General features: G+C 74.0%; 19 protein-coding genes. 15 read left to right on the top strand and 4 right to left on the bottom strand.

Annotation, left to right across the window (positions count from 1 at the left end):
• The first annotated feature begins 21 nt into the window (after positions 1 to 21).
• From ACI79A_RS12205 to ACI79A_RS12190, 4 genes are read left to right on the top strand one after another with little or no spacing between them, the layout of a single operon-like run.
• Complete coding sequence (locus tag ACI79A_RS12205; RefSeq protein ID WP_457083446.1) at positions 22 to 2262, top strand: MMPL family transporter; 2241 nt, start codon at positions 22 to 24, stop codon at positions 2260 to 2262.
• 21 nt (positions 2263 to 2283) lie between these two features.
• Positions 2284 to 2514 carry a hypothetical protein gene (locus ACI79A_RS12200; protein ID WP_457083444.1) on the top strand — a complete coding sequence of 77 codons (231 nt, stop codon included), beginning with the start codon at positions 2284 to 2286 and terminating at the stop codon, positions 2512 to 2514.
• 39 nt (positions 2515 to 2553) lie between these two features.
• Positions 2554 to 3504, top strand: coding sequence for a hydroxymethylglutaryl-CoA lyase (locus ACI79A_RS12195; protein WP_457083442.1), 951 nt, complete (start codon positions 2554 to 2556; stop codon positions 3502 to 3504).
• Between the two features lie 34 nt (positions 3505 to 3538).
• Positions 3539 to 4051, top strand: coding sequence for a flavin reductase family protein (locus ACI79A_RS12190; protein ID WP_457083440.1), 513 nt, complete (start codon positions 3539 to 3541; stop codon positions 4049 to 4051).
• Positions 4052 to 4119: 68 nt separating this feature from the next.
• Here the strand turns inward: ACI79A_RS12190 and ACI79A_RS12185 are convergent, their stop codons facing one another.
• The 4 genes from ACI79A_RS12185 to ACI79A_RS12170 all read right to left on the bottom strand — a co-directional run bounded on the left by ACI79A_RS12185 (position 4120) and on the right by ACI79A_RS12170 (position 8355).
• Entirely contained in the window at positions 4120 to 6417 is a 2298-nt protein-coding gene (locus ACI79A_RS12185) for a SpoIIE family protein phosphatase (protein WP_457083438.1), read from the bottom strand.
• Positions 6418 to 6481: 64 nt separating this feature from the next.
• Positions 6482 to 6940 carry a hypothetical protein gene (locus ACI79A_RS12180; protein ID WP_457083436.1) on the bottom strand — a complete coding sequence of 153 codons (459 nt, stop codon included), beginning with the start codon at positions 6938 to 6940 and terminating at the stop codon, positions 6482 to 6484.
• On the bottom strand, positions 6933 to 7298 hold the full coding sequence (locus ACI79A_RS12175) for a hypothetical protein (RefSeq protein ID WP_457083434.1): 366 nt from the start codon (positions 7296 to 7298) through the stop codon (positions 6933 to 6935). The genes ACI79A_RS12180 and ACI79A_RS12175 overlap by 8 nt, the downstream gene beginning before the upstream one ends.
• A 64-nt stretch (positions 7299 to 7362) precedes the next feature.
• Positions 7363 to 8355 (bottom strand): aldo/keto reductase, encoded by a 993-nt coding sequence (locus ACI79A_RS12170; protein ID WP_457083432.1) that lies wholly within the window; start codon positions 8353 to 8355, stop codon positions 7363 to 7365.
• Between the two features lie 192 nt (positions 8356 to 8547).
• Here ACI79A_RS12170 and ACI79A_RS12165 point away from each other — a divergent pair, with 192 nt between their 5' ends.
• From ACI79A_RS12165 to ACI79A_RS12115, 11 genes are all read left to right on the top strand, one after another.
• Entirely contained in the window at positions 8548 to 9516 is a 969-nt protein-coding gene (locus ACI79A_RS12165; RefSeq protein ID WP_457083430.1) for a siderophore ABC transporter substrate-binding protein, read from the top strand.
• A gap of 8 nt (positions 9517 to 9524) precedes the next feature.
• A complete protein-coding gene (locus ACI79A_RS12160) occupies positions 9525 to 10553 on the top strand; it encodes an ABC transporter permease (protein ID WP_457083428.1) in 1029 nt (342 codons plus the stop codon).
• Complete coding sequence (locus tag ACI79A_RS12155; protein ID WP_457083426.1) at positions 10553 to 11545, top strand: iron chelate uptake ABC transporter family permease subunit; 993 nt, start codon at positions 10553 to 10555, stop codon at positions 11543 to 11545. Before ACI79A_RS12160 ends, ACI79A_RS12155 begins: the two co-directional genes overlap by 1 nt.
• A gap of 13 nt (positions 11546 to 11558) precedes the next feature.
• Positions 11559 to 12317, top strand: coding sequence for an iron ABC transporter ATP-binding protein (locus ACI79A_RS12150; RefSeq protein WP_457083424.1), 759 nt, complete (start codon positions 11559 to 11561; stop codon positions 12315 to 12317).
• 82 nt (positions 12318 to 12399) lie between these two features.
• Positions 12400 to 14160, top strand: a complete 1761-nt coding sequence (gene ngg / locus ACI79A_RS12145; RefSeq protein WP_457083422.1) for an N-acetylglutaminylglutamine synthetase — start codon at positions 12400 to 12402, stop codon at positions 14158 to 14160.
• Positions 14157 to 14534 carry a fluoride efflux transporter CrcB gene (gene crcB, locus ACI79A_RS12140; protein WP_457083420.1) on the top strand — a complete coding sequence of 126 codons (378 nt, stop codon included), beginning with the start codon at positions 14157 to 14159 and terminating at the stop codon, positions 14532 to 14534. The genes ngg and crcB overlap by 4 nt, the downstream gene beginning before the upstream one ends.
• Positions 14531 to 14884, top strand: coding sequence for a fluoride efflux transporter FluC (locus ACI79A_RS12135; protein ID WP_457083418.1), 354 nt, complete (start codon positions 14531 to 14533; stop codon positions 14882 to 14884). Before crcB ends, ACI79A_RS12135 begins: the two co-directional genes overlap by 4 nt.
• A gap of 80 nt (positions 14885 to 14964) precedes the next feature.
• A complete protein-coding gene (locus ACI79A_RS12130) occupies positions 14965 to 16356 on the top strand; it encodes an alpha,alpha-trehalose-phosphate synthase (UDP-forming) (RefSeq protein WP_457083416.1) in 1392 nt (463 codons plus the stop codon).
• A complete protein-coding gene (otsB, locus tag ACI79A_RS12125) occupies positions 16353 to 17111 on the top strand; it encodes a trehalose-phosphatase (protein ID WP_457083414.1) in 759 nt (252 codons plus the stop codon). Before ACI79A_RS12130 ends, otsB begins: the two co-directional genes overlap by 4 nt.
• Positions 17112 to 17359: 248 nt before the next feature.
• Positions 17360 to 19906, top strand: a complete 2547-nt coding sequence (locus ACI79A_RS12120) for a chemotaxis protein CheA (RefSeq protein WP_457083412.1) — start codon at positions 17360 to 17362, stop codon at positions 19904 to 19906.
• A 1-nt stretch (position 19907) separates the two neighbouring features.
• Positions 19908 to 20354 carry a chemotaxis protein CheW gene (locus ACI79A_RS12115; RefSeq protein ID WP_457083410.1) on the top strand — a complete coding sequence of 149 codons (447 nt, stop codon included), beginning with the start codon at positions 19908 to 19910 and terminating at the stop codon, positions 20352 to 20354.
• The last annotated feature ends 285 nt before the right edge of the window (positions 20355 to 20639 follow it).

The raw sequence follows: 20639 nt of genomic DNA, 5'->3' as shown, positions 1-20639 counted from the left end.
ATCCGCCGACCAGGAGAACCGATGTCCACCCTGCTCTACCGGCTGGGCCGTGCCGCCTACCGCCACCGCGCGCTGTTCACCGCGGCCTGGGTCGCCGTGCTGGGCGCGGTCGTCGCGCTCTTCCTCACCGTGGGGGGCGAGTTCGACGACGAGTTCACCATCCCCGGCTCGGAGTCCCAGACCGCGTTGAACCAGCTGCGCGAGGTCTCCCCCGCCGCTGCGGGCGCCGGCGCCGACCTGGTCTTCGTCGCCCCCGACGGCGCCACCGTCGTCGAGCCGCAGTACGCGCAGGCGATCGGCGAGGCCGTGGCGGCCGCCGGTCAGGTCGACGACGTCGCCGCCGTGCAGGACCCCTTCGCCACCCAGCAGATCAGCCCCGACGGGCGGGCCGCGCTCGCCACGGTGCAGTACGAGGTCGGCCCGATGGAGCTCGCCGGCGACGCGCTGGAGCAGCTGCAGGACGCCACCGCACCGGCGACCGAGGCCGGCCTGGAGGTGGCGGTCGGCGGCGGGGCGTTCAACGCCGGCGCGGTCACCGTCGGCCCGCTGGAGCTGGTCGGCGTCGTCGTCGCGGTGATCGTCCTGGTGGTCACCTTCGGCTCGCTGCTGGCCGCCGGGATGAACCTGCTGATCGCGCTGGTCGGGGTGGGCATCGGGCTCACCGGCCTGCTCGCGCTCTCCGGCGTCATCACCCTGTCCTCCACCGCGCCCACCCTGGCGCTGATGATCGGCCTGGCCGTCGGCATCGACTACACGCTGTTCATCCTCAGCCGGCACCGCTCCCAGCTCGCCCAGGGGATGGCGCCCGAGGAGTCCGCCGGCCGGGCCACCGGCACCGCCGGCTCCGCGGTGGTCTTCGCCGGCCTGACCGTCGTCATCGCGCTGTCCGGGCTGGCCGTCGTCAACATCCCGTTCCTCACCGTGATGGGCCTGGGTGCCGCCGGCACCGTGGCCGTGGCCGTGCTGGTCGCGCTCACCCTGGTGCCCGCGCTGCTCGGCTTCGCCGGGGCGCGGCTGATCCCCGCACCGGGCTCCCGGGCGCACCGCCGCGAGCTGGCGCTGGCCGCGCACGCCGACGCCCCCGCCAGCACCGGCGGCGCCCGTTGGGCCCGGCTGGTCACCCGTCGCCCGGCGCTCACCGTGCTCGGCGTGCTGGCCGCGCTGGTCGTCTGCGCCATCCCGGCCGCCCAGCTGCAGCTGGCCCTCCCCGACGCCAGCAGCGCCGGTGAGGAGACCCCGCAGCGCCAGGCGTACGACGCGATCGCCGAGTACTTCGGTCCCGGCGTGAACGGCCCGCTGCTGGTGTTCCTCGACGGCCTGGACCCGGCCGCCGCCGAGCAGACCGCCGGCCAGGCCGCGGCGGCCATCGGCGGCACCCCGACCGGGACGCCGGGGCAGTTCGAGGGCGGGCTGGACGACGTCGCGTACGCCGTGCCGCAGGTGGTCGCCGACGGCACCGCGGCGATCGTGCAGGTCGTGCCGGAGAGCGGCCCGCAGAGCGAGGAGACCAGCGAGCTGGTCGGTGCGCTGCGCGACCTGGGCGCGGACCTGGAGGACCAGACCGGCGCGGACGTCGCGGTCACCGGGCAGACCGCCGTCGCCATCGACGTCTCCGACCGGCTGGCCGACGCGCTGCTGCCGTTCACCGTGGTCGTCGTCGGCCTGGCGCTGGTCCTGCTGCTGCTGGTCTTCCGCTCGATCCTGGTGCCGGTCAAGGCCGCGCTGGGCTTCCTGCTCTCGGTGGGCGTGTCCTTCGGCGCCGTCGTCGCGGTCTTCCAGTGGGGCTGGCTGATGGACCTCTTCGGGGTGCCGACCACCGGCCCCGTGATCAGCTTCATGCCGATCCTGCTCATGGCCGTGCTCTTCGGGCTGGCGATGGACTACGAGGTCTTCCTCGTCTCCCGGATGCGCGAGGAGTACGTGCACGGTGCGCAGCCGCGCGAGGCGATCATCGGGGGCATGCGCCACGCCTCGCGGGTGGTCGTCGCGGCTGCGCTGATCATGTTCTCCGTCTTCGGCAGCTTCGTGACCATCGAGGACGTCACGGTCAAGGCGATCGCCTTCGGGCTGGCCGTCGGTGTCCTGGTCGACGCCTTCGTCGTCCGGATGACGCTGGTTCCCGCGGTGCTCGCGCTGCTGGGCCGCTCGGCCTGGTGGCTGCCGCGCTGGCTGGACCGGCTGCTGCCCGACCTGGACGTCGAGGGCGCCAAGCTCACCGCCCGGGACGACCAGCAGCGGGTCCCGGAGCCGGTCGCCGGCTGAGCCGTGGGGCAGGCTGGGCCCATGCCGAACCTCGTCGGACGGGAAATGCGCCCGCCTGCCCCTCCCGCTCCCGGCCGGCCTGCCGGGGATGCGCTGACCGGGCCGCTGCACGCGGTCGCCGCCGGGCCCGGGGCGGTCGCCCGGGACTCGCACGAGCCGGTGCAGGCGCTCTGCGGGGCCTGGGTGCGGGTCGTGCCGGTCGAGGACGTCCCGGACGACACCGGCCTGTGCCGGGCCTGCCAGTACGGCTGACTCGTTCCACGTGGAACGCCGAGCGGGCACGATGAAGGGATGAGCGCCTTCGACAGCGACTTCGACCTGGTGCTGCCGGCGGCGGTCGACGTCCGGGAGGTCGGCATGCGCGACGGCCTGCAGCTGGAGGACCCGCTCCCGCTGGCCGGCAAGCTGGCGATGCTGGAGGCGATCGTGGCCACCGGTGTCCGCCGGGTGGAGGTCACCTCGTTCGTCTCGCCGAAGGCCGTGCCCGCGCTCGCCGACGCCGACCAGGTCGCCGCCGAGCTGCACCGCTTCCCCGGAGTGCACTTCTCCGCCCTGGTCGCCAACCCGCGCGGCGCCGTGCGGGCGGTCGACGCAGGCATCGCGCACCTGGAGTACGTGGTCTCCGCCGCCGATTCGCACAGCCGGGCCAACGCCGGGCGGGCCACCGCCGAGGCGCTCGCCGCCGTCGGCGAGATCGCCGCGCTGGCGCACGGCGCCGGCGGCTCGCTGGAGGTGGTGGTCGCCACCGCCTGGGACTGCCCCTTCGACGGCCGCACCCCCATCGCCCGCACCGTCGACGTCGCCCGCGCCGCCGTCACCGGGGGCGCGGACGCCCTCTGCCTGGGCGACACGATCGGCACGACCACCCCGGCCCGGGTGGTGCGGCTGCTCCACGCCGTCCGGCGGGCCTGCCCGGGCACCCCGGTCGGCGTGCACTTCCACGACACCCGCGGCACCGGTCAGGCCAACGCGCTCGCCGCCCTGCAGGCCGGCGTGACCCAGCTCGACGCCTCGGTCGGCGGCCTGGGCGGCTGCCCGTTCGCGCCCGGCGCCAGCGGCAACATCGCCACCGAGGAGCTCGTCTACTGGCTCGCCGACGCCGAGGTCGAGACCGGCATCGACCTGGCCGCGGTGCTCGCCGCCGCGGCCGTCACCGAGCGCGCGGTCGGCCACCCGCTGCCCAGCTCGCTGCACCGGGCCGGGGGGCCGTCGGTTCCGCGGGGGCAGGTCCGGCCGACCTGAGCCGCGCCGGCCGGACCGTGGTGGGATGGGGTGCGTGAGTGCCGACGTCCCCGCTCCCGTGGTCGACCCCCAGCTGATGCGCGACGTGCTGGGCCACTTCGTCTCCGGGGTGACCGTGGTGACCGCCACCGGTCCCGACGGCCCGGTCGGCTTCACCTGCCAGTCGTTCAGCTCGCTGTCGCTGGACCCGCCGCTGGTCGCCTTCGCGCCGGCCCGCACCTCGCGCACGTGGCCGCAGCTGCGTGAGGCCGGCCGGTTCTGCGTCAACGTGCTCAGCGAGGAGCAGAGCGACCTCTCCCGCCAGTTCGCCCGCTCCGGCACCGACAAGTTCGCCGGGGTGGCCTGGGCGCCCAGCCCGCACGGATCCCCCATGCTCGAGGGCGTGGTGGCCTGGATCGACAGCGAGCTGTGGGCCGAGTACGACGGCGGCGACCACACGATCGTCGTCGCCCGGGTGCTCGACCTCGGCGCCGATGCGAGCCGCACGCCGCTGCTGTTCCACCGCGGCGCCTACGGCCTGCAGCATGCACTGATCGACGAGGGCTGATCAGTTGCTCTGTCGGCCCCGTCCAGAGGCTCGCCCCGAGCGTGCGAGGGGTGAGGAGGACGGGGTCCTTACACGAAGCGGACGGCGATGACGGCGATGTCGTCCCGGCGGTCCGGGTCCGGGCCGACCGCCGCGACGCACAGCTCCGCCGGGGGTGCGTCCAGCGGTGCGTCCGCCAGCCGCTCGACCAGCAGGGCGATGCCGGTGTCCATGTCCGCACCGGGGCGCTCGATGAGACCGTCGGTGTAGGCCACCAGGGTCGAGCCGGCCGGCACCTCGACGGTGTGCGACCGGCGCTCCGCGCTGGCGTCGACGCCGAGGAGCAGCCCGGTGACTCCGTCGAGCAGTTCGATCGAGCCGTCGGGACGGCGCAGCGCCAGCGGCGGGTGCCCCGCGTTGGCCAGGGTCAGCTGCCAGGGGCGGCCGACCTCGGCCGGGGGCACCGCCCGGGCGTAGACCATGGTCGCCATGCGGGCCACGTGCAGCCCCTGGACCAGCGTGTCCACCCGGCCGAGCACCCGGCCGGCGTCGGTCTCCCCCGCATCCCAGGCGCAGGCGCGCAGCAGCCCGCGCAGGTGGCCCATCGCGGCGGCCGCGGCCAGGTCGTGCCCGACGACGTCGCCGATGGCGATCCCCACCGAGCCGTCGGGCAGGTCCAGCAGGTCGTAGAAGTCCCCGCCCACCTCGGCGGCGCTGGAGGCGCTGACGTACTGCCCCGCGGCGCTGATCCGCGAGATCTCCGGCAGCTCGGGCAGCAGCGAGCGCTGCAGCGCCTCGGCGACCGAGTGCTCCTGCTGGTAGAGCCGCACGTTGTCCATCGCCATCGCGGCCCGGCGGGACAGGTCCCGGGCCAGGTCGACGTCGTCGGGGCCGAACCGGCGTTGCTGGGTCTCGGCGACCAGGGTGAGGGCACCGAGCGTGCGACGGCGGGCCACCAGCGGCACGGTCAGCTGCGAGGAGGTGCCCAGCTCGGCCATCACCGCGCGCAGCGCCGGGTCGGGCGCGGCCGCGACCAGGATCTCGTCGGTGATCTCCGGGACCAGGACCGGCTCGCTGGACCGCAGGACCCGCCGGATGGGCGCTGCCTCGGGCAGGTCGGCGACCCGCAGTGCGGCGAAGCGGCGCAGCTCCTCGGCCAGGCCGCGGCGGTGGGCGGCCGAGGTGCCGGTGACCGTGCCGTGCTCGTCGACGAGGGTGATGAACACCCAGTCGGCCAGCAGCGGCACGCACAGCGCGGCGAGCCGGTCGAGCAGGTCGTCGAGGTCGAGGGTGGCGCTGAGCGTGCTGGTCGCCTCGGCCATCAGGGCCAGCCGGCTCTGCGCCCGTTCGGCGGCCTCGCGCGCGACCTCGGCCTCGTGCCGGGCGGCCTTCTCGGCCGCGAGGGCGGCGGTCCGGTCCTCTTCCACCCGGACCCGCTCGGTCACGTCGGTCTGCACCCCGACGAAGCTGATCAGCTCGCCCGCGCCGTCGAAGACCGGGGTGATGGAGACCTGGTTCCAGAACGCCGTGCCGTCCTTGCGGTAGTTCAGCAACGTCCTCGTGATCGGCTCGTGCTGCTGCAGGGCCGTGCGCAGCTCGGCGGTCCGCTCGGTGTCGGTGGCCGGGCCCTGCAGGAAGCGGCAGTTCTGCCCGATGCTCTCCGCGTAGCTGTAGCCGCTGATCCGGCTGAAGGACGGGTTGACCCAGACCAGCGGGTTGTCGGGCCGGCGCGGGTCGGTGATGGTGAAGGCGATGTCGGTGGCGACGACGGCGCGGTCGCGGAGGGCCTTCAGCTGCGTCTCGGGATCGGCGGTGGCGTGGCCCTCGTCCAGGTGCAGGAAGACGACGAGCGCCAGCCGCTGGTCGCTGTCGGCGCGGGAGAGCGGGAAGCCGGTGACCCAGAGCAGCTGCTCGTCCGTGGCATCGGCGGCGCTGGCCCGCAGCTCGTCGGAGCTGCGCCGCGCGGAGAGCCGGACCGCCTCCCCGGTGACCGGGCGCCCCAGGGCCAGGCGGGAGAGCGGGTTGCTCGTGCTCGCCAGCGCGGCGCCGGAGAGGTCGGTCAACCCGGCCGAAGCCCCCCAGGTGTCGATGGGCAGCGGCAGGTGGGGGTTGCCGGCCAGCTCGATCGCCGCGGTGTTGGCGTAGACCACGGTGCCCTCGCCCTGGTCGATGACGAGGACGGCGACCGGGACCTCGGCCAGCACGCCGGGCAGCGCCGACGGCCCACCGGCGCCGTCGGTGACCGCGGCCGCGGCGGCGCCGACCAGCGACTGCTGCTGGTCGCGCTCGTCCTCGCCGACCGGCGCACCCATCGCGGCGACGGCGGCCGCCGCCTCCAGCGGGACGTCGGTGCCGGGGTCCACCGGCACCCCGGCACGGTCCACCACGGCGTCGACCCTAGCGATCCACTCTGTTGGGCACCACCGACAGGTCCGGATCACGCGGCCGGGGTCAGCCCGCGGATCCGCCCTGCCCGGCGGCGACGTCGGACCGGTGGCGCAGCCAGAGCAGGCCGAGCACCGGCAGCGCCAGCGGGACGAAGCCGTAGCCCTGCCCGTAGTTCGACCACACGGTGGCGTCGGGGAAGGCGTCCGGGTCGACCAGCGAGAGCGTGCCGACGACGAGCACGCCGGCCAGCTCGACGGAACAGGCGACCAGCGCCGTCCGGCGGCCGCCCCGGCCGCCGCGCGCCAGACCGACGGTGGCGACCAGGTACACCACCGCGGCGAACGCCGAGAGCAGGTACGCCAGCGGTGCCTCGCCGAACCGGGTGGCCAGCTGAACACCCGCCCGGGCGCCGGCGGCCAGGGCGAAGACGCCGTACAGGGCGACCAGCACCCGGCCGGGCCCGCGCGTGGTGTCCGCCGTCGCCGAGGTCGACTCGGCCGGTGCATCGGCATGCTCAGCCACCGGTCACCTCCCACACCTGGTCCAGCCGCCAGACCATGACCGCGACCGCGGCGGCGGCCACCGCGATGACCGTGCCGGCCCAGCGGGTCGGGTCGGTGCGCGCCCACAGCACGCCGGCCACCGGCAGCAGCACCACGCTGGCCAGGTAGCCGAGGAAGGTGGCCAGCTCGGTGGGCCGGTGCCCACCGACCAGCCCGGCGACCGCGACCCCGGCCAGCGCGAGGACGAGCAGCTGCAGCAGGCCGGCGCCGGCGAGGTGGGCGGTGCCGATGCGCCGCCGCAGCGCGGTGCTCAGCACGCCGAGCAGGGCCAGGGCGACGGCGACGACGGTGACCGCGACGAGCAGCGGGGTGTTCACCGGCGGGGGCCGGACGGGCGGGGACGCACCCGCCCATCCTGCCCCGTCCGCTGGCCGGCTCGGCTCAGCGGTGCACGGTCGACATGTCCGGGTAGCGGTCGCCGACGGTGGTCCCGGCGGGCGCCGCCGCGTCGATGCGGCGCAGGTCCTCCTCGCTGAGCTCCAGCTGCGCGGCGGCGGCGTTCTCCTCCAGGTACTGCACCCGCTTGGTGCCGGGGATCGGCACGACCACGGGGTTGCCGCCCCGGCCGGACTGCGCCATCACCCAGGCCAGCGCCAGCTGGGTGGCGGTGATGCCCTTCTCCTCGGCGATCTCGCGGACCCGGTCGACCAGCCGCAGGTTCTGCTCGAACGCCGCCCCCTGGAACCGGGGGTTGTGCCGGCGGAAGTCGTCGGGCGCCAGGTCGTCGAGGCTGCGGATCTGACCGGAGAGGAACCCGCGGCCGATCGGGGAGTAGGCGACGAAGCCGATGCCGAGCTCGGCGCAGGTGGCCAGCACGCCGTCGTCCTCGGGGTCGCGGGTCCACAGCGAGTACTCGGTCTGCACCGCGGTGACCGGCTGCACGGCGTGCGCCCGGCGGATGGTGTCCGGCGCGGCCTCGCTGATCCCCGCGTGCCGGACCTTCCCGGCGTCCACCAGCTCCTTGATCGCGCCCCAGGTGTCCTCGATCGGCACCGTCGGGTCGACCCGGTGCTGGTAGTAGAGGTCGATCTCGTCGACCCCCAGCCGCTGCAGCGAGGCGTCGCAGGCGGCGTGGACGTACTCCGGCCGGCCGTTGATGCCGCGGAAGGACCCGTCCTCGCCCCGCTCGTTGCCGAACTTGGTGGCCAGCACCACCTCCGCCCGCCGCCCGGCGATCGCCTGGCCGACCAGTCGCTCGTTGGTGAACGGCCCGTACATGTCCGCGGTGTCCAGGAAGGTGACGCCCAGGTCGAGCGCCCGCTGGATGGTCCGCTCGGCCTCCGCCTGGTCACCGGAGCCGTAGAACTCGCTCATCCCCATGCACCCCAGGCCCTGGGCGGGGACGGTCAGGTCGCGCAGTGTCCGTGTCTGCATGGGCCGGGGGTGCCCGCCGACGGCCGGGCGCAACCGGTCTCCCGGTGAGCGGGAACTCCGGCCGATCTGGTCACGAAACGGTCACGGGGGTGTGACAACACCGCCGTCGTGAGGTGTGGTTAGGCTCTGCTAACTGAGGCGAGCCTCTCCTAGCTCTGCCCGACAGGCTCTTCCCCGACACTGGAGTTCTGCATGCGCGCAACGCCCCGGCCCCTGGCCGGCGCCGCCCTGTCCCTCTCGGCGCTCCTCGCCCTGACCGCCTGCGGCGGCGAGCAGGACGCCGAGGCTGCGGGCGGCACCTCCTCGAGCAGCGCCCCCGCCGAGGTCACCGTCTCCCACGCCCAGGGTGAGACCGAGGTCCCGGTCGACCCGGAGACCGTCGTCGTGTTCGACCTCGGCGTGCTCTCCACCCTGGACTCCCTCGGGGTGCAGGTGGACGGCGTCCCGGAGGCCAGCTACCCGGAGGCGCTGTCGGAGTACGGCGGCGACGAGTACGCCAAGGTCGGCTCGCTGTTCGAGCCCGACTACGAGGCGGTCAACGCCCTGGAGCCCGACCTGATCATCGTCGGCGGGCGCTCGGCGGCGGTGTACCCCGAGCTGGCCGAGATCGCCCCGACCATCGACCTGACCGTCGACAACACCGACTTCCTGCCCTCCTTCACCGAGCGGACCACCGCGCTGGCCGAGGTGTTCGGCGCGGAGGACGACGTCACCGAGCGGCTCGACGCTCTGGACGAGCGGATCGCCGAGGTCTCCGAGGCTGCCGCGGACGCCGGAACGGGCCTGATCGTGCTGACCACCGGCGGTGAGGTGAGCGCCTACGGGCCGAACTCCCGGTTCGGTGGGCTGATCCACGACACCCTCGGGGTCACCCCGGCCGACGGGAACCTCAGCGACGCCACCCACGGCGATGCGATCTCCTTCGAGTACATCGCCGAGACGAACCCCGACCTGCTGTACGTCATCGACCGGGACGCCACCATCGGCGAGTCCGGCGCCGCGGCCGAGCAGGTGCTCGACAACGAGCTGGTCCGGAGCACCACCGCCTGGTCCGAGGACGCGGTCACCTACCTCGACGGCACCGACTGGTACCTGGCGCCCAACGGCCTGCCGAACGTCGAGCGGATGGTCGAGGAGATCGCCGAGAGCGTCGGCGCCTGACCTCCCGCATGGCCGACACGCTGAAGACCCGCGACGCCGCGGCTCCCGCCTCCCGGGAGCCGCGGCGTCGCGGCGTGCGCCGCTGGCACCTGCTGGCCGGGCTGCTCCTGGTCGTCGGTGGCGCCTTCGCGTCGCTGTTCATCGGTGTCACCGACCTGACGCCGCTCGACCTGCTGCACCCCGACGAGGCCCAGGCCCGGGTCTTCCTCGCCTCCCGGGTGCCCCGGCTGCTGGCGATCCTGCTGTCCGGCTCGGCCATGGCGGTGGCCGGGCTGGTGATGATGACGCTGACCCGCAACCGGTTCGTCTCCCCGCACACCGCCGGGACGGCGGAGTGGGCGGGGCTGGGCATCGTCGTCGCCACGCTGCTGTTCGGCAGCAGCTCGCTGCCGGCCAAGATGGGCATCGCCATCGCGTTCGCGCTGTTCGGCACCTGGGTGTTCCTGCACCTGCTGCGGCGGATGGTCTTCACCGACATGATCGTCGTGCCGCTGGTCGGGATCATGCTCGGCGGCGTGGTCATCGCGGTGGCGATGTTCCTGGCCTACCGCTACGACCTGCTGCAGACCATGGACGCCTGGACCAACGGCGACTTCTCCGGCGTCGTCTCCGGCCGGTACGAGCTGCTGTGGGCGGTCGCCGCCGCCACCGTCGCCGCCTACCTGTTCGCCGACCGCTTCGCCGTCGCCGGCATGGGTGAGAGCTTCGCGATCAACCTGGGCATCGCCTACGACCGGGTGGTGCGGACCGGGCTGGTCATCGTCTCGGTGGTCACCGCGATCGTGGTGGTCACCGTCGGGTCGATCCCCTTCCTCGGCCTCGTCGTCCCCAACCTGGTGACCATGCTGCTGGGTGACCACCTGCGCCGGGCGCTGCCGGTCACCGCCCTCGCGGGCGCCGCGTTCGTGCTCGTCTGCGACGTGATCGGGCGGACCGTCCGGTACCCGTACGAGATCCCGGTGGGCAGCGTCGTCGGCGTCGTCGGCGGCGTGCTGTTCATCGCGCTGCTGCTGCGCGCCCGGACCCGGGGCGCCTGATGGCCACCGCCACTGCGGCCGCGAGCACCGAGGCCCAGCGCGCCGCCCGCCGCCGGCGGGTGCTGCTGCTGCTCGGGCTGGTGGCCCTGGTCTGCGCCGGCCTCTTCCTCACCGTCGGCGTCACCGGCTCGTGGGAGTTCTCGCTGCGCCTGCGCAGCCGCCGGCTCGCCGCGATGGTCGTCGTCGGGATCGCCGTCGCCGTCGCGACCGTGCTGTTCCAGACGGTGACGAACAACCGGATCCTGACCCCGTCGATCATGGGGTTCGACTCGCTGTTCGTGCTCATCCAGACCGTCGGCGTCTTCTGGTTCGGCGCCGGCACCCTGGCCGGGACCGACGTGCGGCTGCGCTTCCTCGTCGACCTGGTGGCGCTGGTCGCCTTCGGCGCGCTGCTGTACCGGATGCTGTTCGGCCAGACCCAGCGCGACATCTACGTGCTCGTCCTGGTCGGGGTCGTGCTCGGGACGCTGTTCACCAGCCTGACCCTGCTGGTCTCCCGGCTGATCGACCCGAACGAGTTCCTCACCCTGCAGGACCTGCTGTTCGCCAGCTTCAACGGGGTCGACCCCCGGCTGCTCACGTTGTCCGCGGTCATCGTGGCGCTGGTCCTGTCCGGGGTGGTCCGGCTGGTGCCCCGGCTGGACGTCGTCGCCCTGGGCCGGGACACCGCCGTCGGCCTCGGCGTCGACCACCGCCGGGTGGTGGCCGTGTCGCTGCTGGCGATGACCGTGCTCGTGGGGGTCTCGACGGCGCTGGTCGGGCCGATCACCTTCCTGGGGCTGCTGGTGGCCAACCTCGCCCGCCAGCTGCTGGGCACCCACCGGCACGCCTGGACGATCCCCGGGGCCAGCCTGCTCGCGGTGATCGCGCTGGTCGGCGGCCAGCTGGTGCTGGAGCAGGTGTTCGGCTTCAACTCCAGCCTGTCCATCGTCATCAACTTCGTGGGCGGCATCGTCTTCATCGCCCTGCTCACCCGCGAGCCACGACTGTGAGAGGGCGCCTCCTGTGATCCGCATCGAGGGAGTCAGCAAGTCCTACGGCGACGTCCGGGTCGTCGACGACGTCAGCCTGGAGATCCCGGACGGCGGGATCACCTCGCTGATCGGCGCCAACGGTGCCGGCAAGTCCACCCTGCTGTCGATCGTGTCCCGGCTGCTGCCCGCCGACGCCGGCCGGGTCACCGTCGACGGGCTGGACGTCGCCAGGACGCCGGGTCAGGAGCTGGCCCGCCGGCTGGCGGTGCTGCGCCAGGAGAACCACATGTCGGTGCGGCTGACCGTGCGGGAGCTGGTCGCCTTCGGCCGGTTCCCGCACTGCGGTGGCCGGCTGACCGCGGAGGACCGGCGGCTGGTCGACGAGGCGATCGAGTGGTTCGACCTGGGCCCGTTCGCCGATCGGCACCTCGACCAGCTCTCGGGTGGGCAGCGGCAGCGGGCGTACGTGGCGATGGTGCTGTGCCAGGGCACCGACTACGTGCTGCTGGACGAGCCGTTGAACAACCTGGACATGAAGCACTCCGTCGGCATGATGCGGATGCTGCGCCGGATGGCCTCCGAGCTGGGCAAGACCGTGGTCCTGGTGGTGCACGACATCAACTTCGCCTCCGCCTACTCCGACCGGATCGTGGCGATGCGCGACGGCCGGGTGGTGGCCGAGGGGCCGACGGCGGAGCTGATGGAGACCGCCGTGCTGCGCAAGGTGTTCGACGTGGAGGTCGACGTGCACGAGATCGGCGGCCGCCAGGTCGGCGTCTTCTGGACCTGACTCCTGCCTGGCCCGGTCCACTTCTGGCGGCAGCGGTTCCACGTGGAACGCCGGCGAAACCCGGGTCGCCTACGGTGGACCGGTGACCAGTGCACCGCGTCGACTGGCCGGACACCGCACCCGACGGGAGCCCCGGGCGCCGCTCACCAGCCGCTCCTGGCAGCAGCCCGATGCCCACGACCTCGCCGGCATGGCGACCGACGTCGTCCTGGACATGGGCTGGGGGCGGCTGGTCTTCGGTCAGACGTTCGCCGACCTCTCCGGCGTGCTGGCCGCGCTGCGCGCGGAGGAGACCGGCCGCCGGGACATCTGCATCTACCCCCGCGACCCGCAGGTGCTCGTCGGCCTGGCCCCCGACGAGCTGTTCATCGACCCCTCCTACGTCTACCGGCTCCCGCTGCACCGGTACCGGCCCCGGGAGGAGGTCATCCGTGGGGTGTTCGTGCGCACGGTGACCTCCGCGGCGGAGATGGACCGGATCAACGACCTCTACGCACGGGCCGGGATGGTGGTCGGCGACGCCGCGACGATGTGGCGCAACCACCGCACCCGGACGTTCACCTACCTGGTCGCCGAGGACCGCCGCACCGGCGCGGTGATCGGCACCGTCACCGGCGTCGACCACGTGCTCGGGTTCGACGACCCCGACGGCGGCACCAGCCTGTGGTGCCTGGCGGTCGACCCGCAGGACGCCCCGCCCGGCACCGGCGAGGCGCTGGTCCGGGTGCTGGCCGAGCGGTACATCGGCCGCGGCCGCGCCTACCTGGACCTGTCGGTCATGCACGACAACACCGGGGCGATCGCGCTCTACCGCAAGCTCGGCTTCGACCGGGTCTCGGCGGTCTGCGTCAAGCGGAAGAACCCGATCAACACCCCGCTGTTCTCCGCTCCCCCGGCCGGCCTGGAGCAGCTGAACCCCTACGCCCGGATCATCGCCGACGAGGCGCTGCGCCGTGGCATCCGCGTGCAGGTCACCGACCCGGAGTGGGGCGAGATCCGGCTGTCCCTGGGTGGCCGCTCGGTGCTCGCCCGGGAGTCGCTGTCGGAGTTCACCAGCGCGGTGGCGATGAGCCGGTGCGACGACAAGCGGGTGACCCGGCGGATCGTCGAGCGGGCGGGGGTGCGGGTGCCCCGCGCCGTCGTCGTCGACGGCGACGACCTGACCGCCGCCCGCGGGCTGCTCGCCGAGTGCGGTGAGCTGGTGGTCAAGCCGGCCCGCGGCGAGCAGGGCAAGGGCATCACCGTCGGCGTGCGGGACGACGACGGGCTGGCCCGCGCCGTCGACCTCGCCGGCCAGTTCTGCCCCGACGTGCTCGTCGAGGAGCTGGTGGCCGGCGACGACCTGCGCGTCGTCGTGATCGACCACGAGGTGGTGGCAGCGGCGCTGCGCCGCCCCGCCGAGGTGGTCGGCGACGGCCGCCAGGACGTCGCCGCGCTGGTGCAGGAGACCAGCCGGCGCCGCGAGCGGGCGACCGGCGGGGAGTCGAGCATCCCGCTGGACGACGCCACCGCCGAGGTGGTCGCCGACGCCGGGCACCGGATGGACGACGTGCTGCCGTCCGGGCACCGGCTCCGCGTGCGGCGGACGGCGAACCTGCACACCGGCGGCACGATCGAGGACGTCACCGACCGGCTGCACCCGGAGATCGGCGCCGCGGCCGTGCGCGCGAGCCGGGCGATCGGCATCCCGGTGACCGGCATCGACTTCCTCGTGCCCGACGTGACCGGGCCCGACGCGGTGTTCATCGAGGCCAACGAGCGTCCGGGCCTGGCCAACCACGAGCCGCAGCCCACCGCGGCCCGCTTCGTCGACCTGCTGTTCCCCGAGACCCGCCGGCGGTGATCGGGTACGTCGCCGCCGCGCTGGGCGGTGCCCTCGGTGCGCTGGCCCGCTGGGGCGTCGCGGAGGGGCTCCCCTCCCCCGCCGGCGGGTGGCCGTGGGCCACCCTGCTGGTCAACCTGACCGGCTGCCTGCTGCTGGGCGCCCTGCTCGGCGCGGTGTTCCCCCGGCACCCCGACCACCCCTGGCTGCGGCCGTTCCTCGGCACCGGCGTGCTCGGCGGCTTCACCACGTTCTCCACCTTCGCCGTCGAGACGGTGCGCCTGGCCGACGGCGGCGCCTGGGCGACGGCGGCCGGCTACGTGGTCGCCTCGGTGCTCGGTGGGTTGCTGGCGGCGGTCGCCGGGGTCCGGCTGGCCGGGGGACGACGCCGGTGACGGCGCTGTGGGTGGTGCTGGGCGCGCTGGCCGGGGCGCCGCTGCGGCTGCTCGCCGAGCGGGTGGCCGTCGCCCACCGCGGCCGGGGCAGCGTCGTCGGCACGCTCACCGTCAACGTCGCCGGCAGCGCGCTGCTCGGGGTGCTGCTCGGCCTGCGCGGCGTCTCCCCCGCCGTCGTGGCACTGGTCGGCACCGGCTTCTGCGGCACGCTCACCACCTTCTCCACCTACGGGAACGACGTCGTCCGGCTGGTCGAGGAGCGGGTGGTCGGCCGCGCGCTGGCCTACCTGGCGGGCACGCTGGTGCTCGGTCTGGCGGCGGCCGCCGCCGGCTGGTCGCTGGTGCGCTGAGCGGCTGGAGGCGCGCCCGACCCCACCGGTTGCGTAGGGTCAGGGCCGTCAACGGACCGGCGAACGGCGGAGGTGCACAGGTGGGCGCGGACAGCCCGGTCGTGGTGGTCGCCAACCGGCTCCCGGTCGACCAGGTCACCGACCCCGACGGCACGACCCGCTACCAGCGCAGCCCCGGAGGGCTGGTCACCGCACTGGAGCCGTTCGTGGCCGGCCGGGGCGGGGCATGGGTCGGCTGGTCCGGGGCGGCGGGCGAGGCGCCCGAGCCCTTCGAGTCCGGCGGGATGCAGCTGGTGCCCGTGCCGCTGTCGGAGGACGAGGTCGACCGCTACTACGAGGGGTTCTCCAACGCCTCGCTGTGGCCGCTCTACCACGACGTGGTGGAGAAGCCGGAGTACCACCGCAAGTGGTGGGACGCCTACGTGCAGGTCAACAGGCGGTTCGCCGACCGCGCCGCCCAGGTGGCCGCGGAGGGCGCGATCGTCTGGGTGCACGACTACCAGCTGCAGCTGGTGCCGGCCATGCTCCGCCAGCAGCGACCCGACCTGACCATCGGCTTCTTCCTGCACATCCCCTTCCCGCCGTACGAGCTGTTCACCCAGCTCCCCTGGCGCTCGGCGATCATCGAGGGGCTGCTGGGCGCCGACCTGATCGGCTTCCAGCAGCCCGCCGCGGCCAGCAACTTCGTCAACCTGGCCCGGCGGCTGCACGACCTGCAGTGCAAGGGCAACACGGTGAGCTACGAGGGCCGCACCGTGGTGGCCAAGTCGTTCCCGATCTCCATCGACGTCGCCGCCTTCGACCGGCTCGCCAGCGCCCCGGAGGTCCTCGCCCGGGCGAAGGAGATCCGCGCGGAGCTGGGCAACCCGGAGAAGCTCGTGCTCGGGGTCGACCGGCTCGACTACACCAAGGGCATCGGCGTGCGCCTGGAGGCGTTCGAGGAGCTCCTCGAGGACGGCGCCATCGAGGCGCCCTCCACGGTGTTCGTGCAGGTGGCCACCCCCAGCCGCGAGCGGGTCGAGCACTACGTGACCATGCGCGAGACGATCGAGCAGCAGGTCGGCCACATCAACGGCCTGTACGGCTCGATCGCCGGGCCGGCGGTGCAGTACTTCAACCAGTCGATGCCCCGCGATGAGCTCGCCGCGATGTACCGCGCGGCCGACGTCATGCTGGTCACCCCCTACCGCGACGGCATGAACCTGGTCGCCAAGGAGTACGTCGCGGCCCGGGGCGACCTGGCCGGGGTGCTGGTGCTGAGCGAGTTCGCCGGGGCCGCGGCCGAGCTCAAGCAGGCGCTGCTGGTGAACCCGCACGACATCGCCGGGGTGAAGAACCAGCTGCTCCGGGCGTTGCGCATGGACCCGGCAGAGGCGACCAAGCGGATGCGGTCGATGCGCCGGCACCTCGCCAAGCACGACCTGGACCACTGGGCGAACTCGTTCTTCGACTCCCTGAAGGCCCAGGCGTGAGCAGCGGCCCGACCGAGCTCGACCCGGCCCTCACCGCGGCGCTCGACGGGCTGGCCGCCCGGCGTCCGCTGCTGGTGGCCAGCGACTACGACGGCGTGCTCGCCGGGCTGCGCGACGACCCCGCCGCCGCCGTCCCCGAGCCCGGCGTCGGCGAGCTGCTGGCCCGGCTGGCCGCCGTCGACGGCGTCACCGTGGCGCTGGTCAGCGGCCGCGGGGTCGAGGACCTGCAGCGCACCAGCGGGCTCACCGGGCCGTTCCGCTGGATCGGCAGCCACGGGGCGGAGTTCGACGGCCCGCTCGCCGGTGAGCTGCGCGCCGCCCGGGACGAGCTGGTGGCCTCGCTGTCGCCACTGGTGGACGCCGTCCCGGGTGCCCGGCTGGAGGTGAAGCCGGCCGCCGTCGCGGTGCACGTGCGCACCGTGCCCGAGCCGGCCGCGCGTCCGGCCCTGCTGGAACGGGCCGCGGCCGCCGCGGGCCCGCACCACACCCCCAAGCCCGGCAAGGACGTGCTGGAGATCGCCGTCACCGACGCCGACAAGGGCACCGCGCTGCTGCGGCTGCGCGACGAGCTCGGCGCCGACGGTGCGCTCTACCTCGGGGACGACGTCACCGACGAGGACGGCTTCCGCGCCCTGGGCGGCGACGGGGTGACCGTCAAGGTCGGCGACGGGGAGACCGCGGCCGCCCACCGGGTCGCCGATCTGGCCGGGGCCCGGGCCGTGCTGGCCCGGCTCGCCGACGCACTCGGCGGCTGAACCACCCCTTCCCCGCCTCCCTCCCTCCGGGGTGTCCCCGCCCGCCGGCGGTCAGGATGCCCCGCTCCCCTGCCGATGGCTGAGAGCACGCCGGGCAACGCCGGCGCCCGGCCTCACCCGTTCGGTGGCGTCCGGAGCAGAAAATCGTGCACAACGCCTGGGTTCCCCTCAAGGAGATCGGCGGTGTGCCGATGAAACCGACGCTGCGCGGGGAAGGCCCGCCGCGGCACCACAGGGAAGAGGCGGGCGTGGACGGTCTGGACGACATCGTCGAGGAGTTCCTCGTGGAGAGCCACGAGAACCTCGACCAGCTGGACCAGGACCTGGTGGCCCTGGAGCAGGACCCCCGTTCCCGTGAGCGCCTGTCGAGCATCTTCCGCACGATCCACACCATCAAGGGCACCAGCGGCTTCCTCGCCTTCAACCGGCTGGAGGAGGTCGCGCACGTCGGGGAGAACATGCTGTCCCGGCTGCGCGACGGCGCGCTGGACCTGACCCCCGTGCGCACCGACGCGCTGCTGACGATGGTCGACTCCATCCGCGCGCTGCTGGCGGCCATCGAGGCCTCCGGCGGCGAGGGCACGGTCGACGTCACGAGCACGGTGGCCCTGATCAGCGCGGCCCTCGAGGACGCCCCCGCCCCCGTCGTCGAGGACACCCCCGCCCCCGTCGTCGAGGACGCCCCCGCCCCGGCCGAGCCGGCGCCGGTCGCGGCCGCTCCGGCCCCGGCGAAGAAGGCCCCTGCCCGGAAGGCCCCCGCGAAGGCCGCCGCGAAAGCGCCCGCGAAGGCCGCCGCGAAGGCCCCGGCGAAGAAGGCCCCTGCCCGGAAGGCGCCCGCCAGGGCCGCCGCCGCACAGCCCGTCGTCCCGGCGCCCGCTCCGGCGCCGGAGGTCGAGTCCATCCGCACCGCGGCTCCGGAGGTCATCGACCTCCCGGCCGTGGCCGAGGTCCCCCTGGAGGTCCCCGTGGACGTTCCCCCCGCACCGGTGGCCCCCGCCGTGCCAGCCGGCGACCTGGCTCCCGAGCCGGGCACCCCCGAGGCGCAGAACGGCCGGCGCGCCGTCGCCGACAGCACCATCCGCGTCGACGTCGACCTGCTGGACAACCTGATGCTGCTCGTCGGTGAGCTGGTGCTCACCCGCAACCAGATCGTCCAGTACGTCGGCCGGCAGAACGACCAGGACCTGGTCCGCGCCTCCCAGCGGCTGAACCTGATCGCCAGCGAGCTGCAGGAGAGCGCGATGAAGACGCGCATGCAGCCGATCGACCACATCTGGAGCAAGCTGCCCCGGGTCGTGCGCGACCTGGGCCTGCAGTGCGGCAAGTCGGTCCGCCTGGAGATGGAGGGTCGCGACACCGAGCTGGACAAGACCCTGCTCGAGGCGGTCAAGGACCCGCTGACCCACCTGGTGCGCAACTCCGTCGACCACGGCATCGAGCCGGCCGCCGGGCGGTCCGCCGCCGGCAAGCCGACCGAAGGCGTGCTCACCCTGCGCTCCCGGCACGAGAGCGGCCAGGTCGTGGTCGAGGTCGCCGACGACGGCGCGGGCATCGACCCGGCCAAGATCGGCGCCAAGGCCGTGGAGAAGGGCCTGCTCACCTCGGACGCGCTGTCCCGGATGAGCCCGCAGGACGTGCTGCAGCTGATCTTCCTGCCCGGCTTCTCCACCGCCGCGGCGGTCACCAACGTCTCCGGCCGCGGCGTCGGCATGGACGTCGTCAAGACGAACATCGAGGCCATCGGCGGCACCATCGAGGTCGAGTCGGTGCCCGGCCACGGCACCTGCACCCGGCTGCGCATCCCGCTGACCCTGGCGATCGTCCCCGCGCTGACCATCGAGTGCGCCGGCGACCGCTACGCCATCCCGCAGATCAGCCTGCAGGAGCTCGTTGCGCTGGACGCGGAGAAGGCCGCTGCCGCGGTCGAGGACGTCGGCGGTGCCTCGGTCTACCGCCTCCGCGGCGAGCTGCTCCCCCTCGTCCACCTCGCCGACGTGCTCGGCCTCCCGTCGGACCGGCACGACGGCCACGTCGTGATCGCGGTGCTCAGCTCGGAGGGGCGCCGGTTCGGCCTGGTGGTCGACCGGGTCATCAACACCGAGGAGATCGTGGTCAAGGCCGTCAGCGGCCAGCTCAAGCAGATCGGCCTGTACTCCGGGGCCACGGTCCTGGGTGACGGCGCCGTCGCGCTGATCCTCGACGTGCAGGCGCTGGCCCGCCGCGCCCTGCGCACCGAGACCACCGAGCGCCAGGAGCACCGCAACGCGCTGGCCGCCGCGGCCGCCTCGTCCGCCGAGCGGACCCGGATGCTGCTCGCCGCGATCGGTGGGGGCCGCCGGGTGGCCATCCCGCTGGACACCGTCACCCGCCTCGAGCAGGTGCGCAGCGAGACGGTGGAGCGCGTCGGGTCCCGCGAGGTCGTGCAGTACCGCGGCGCGATCCTGCCGATCGTCCGGCTGGACCGGCACCTGGGTGCCTACGGCGACGCCGACCGCGAGGTGCTCGAGGTCATCGTCTACGCCGACCACGGCCGCAGCGTGGCGATCGTCGTGGAGGAGATCCTCGACATCGTCGACGGCGAGGCCGCGGTGCAGAGCGACATCGACGACCTCGGCCTCCTGGGCTCCGCGGTCATCGGCGACCGGGTCACCGAGCTGCTCGACGTCCGGGCCGCGATCCTCGCCGCCGACCCGGCCTTCTACACCAGCACCGCCCCGATCACCGAGCTGCCGGGGACCGGCTTCGACTCCCCCGGCTACGGCTTCGAGAACACCGACTCCCTGATGGAGGTCTGACATGAGCAGCGCGACCGCCACGATGCCGGCCAGCGCGCAGCTGGCCACCTTCTGGCTCGACGGTGACCTGTTCGGCGTGGAGGTGGAGCACGTGCAGGAGGTGCTCCGCAGCCAGGGCATCACCCGGGTCCCGCTCGCCCCGCCGGCCGTCGCCGGCCTGATCAACCTCCGCGGCCAGGTGGTCACCGCCATCGAGCTGCGGGAGCGCCTGGGCCGCAAGCCCCGGCCCGACGGGCAGGAGGCGGTCGTGATCGTCGTCCGGCTGCGCGGCGAGGCGGTCAGCCTGCTGGTCGACAGCATCGCCGACGTCGTCGACGTCAACGTCCGTGACTTCGAGGCGCCGCCGGACACCCTCGACGGTGCCGGCCGGGACCTGATCCGGGGCGCCTACAAGCTCGACGGGCAGCTGCTGCTGGCCCTCGACGTCAACCGCGCGGTCGGAGCCTGACGAAGGACCCACTCCCCCACCGCACCGCCACGACGGCCGTCGTGCCTCCTCCGGGAGGCCGGCGGCCGTCGTCGTGTCGGTGACCGGTGGGACCGGGTCGACTCGTCGATCTCCCAGAATGGTCACCCGACCATTTCCGGCAAGCGCGCGACAACTGCCCCCGTCTTCGGGAGAATGGTCTCGTGCCGGGCGGGCCCCCCCCGCCCCACCGCGGAATGCCGAACGTCCCGGTCCGGTGGTCGGTCCCTCGACCGGGACACCCCCCCACCACCGCGGCCCCTGCCC

It is taken from the genome of Modestobacter sp. SYSU DS0657 (assembly GCF_054050925.1).
This window is presented reverse-complemented; position numbering and strand designations above follow the sequence as displayed.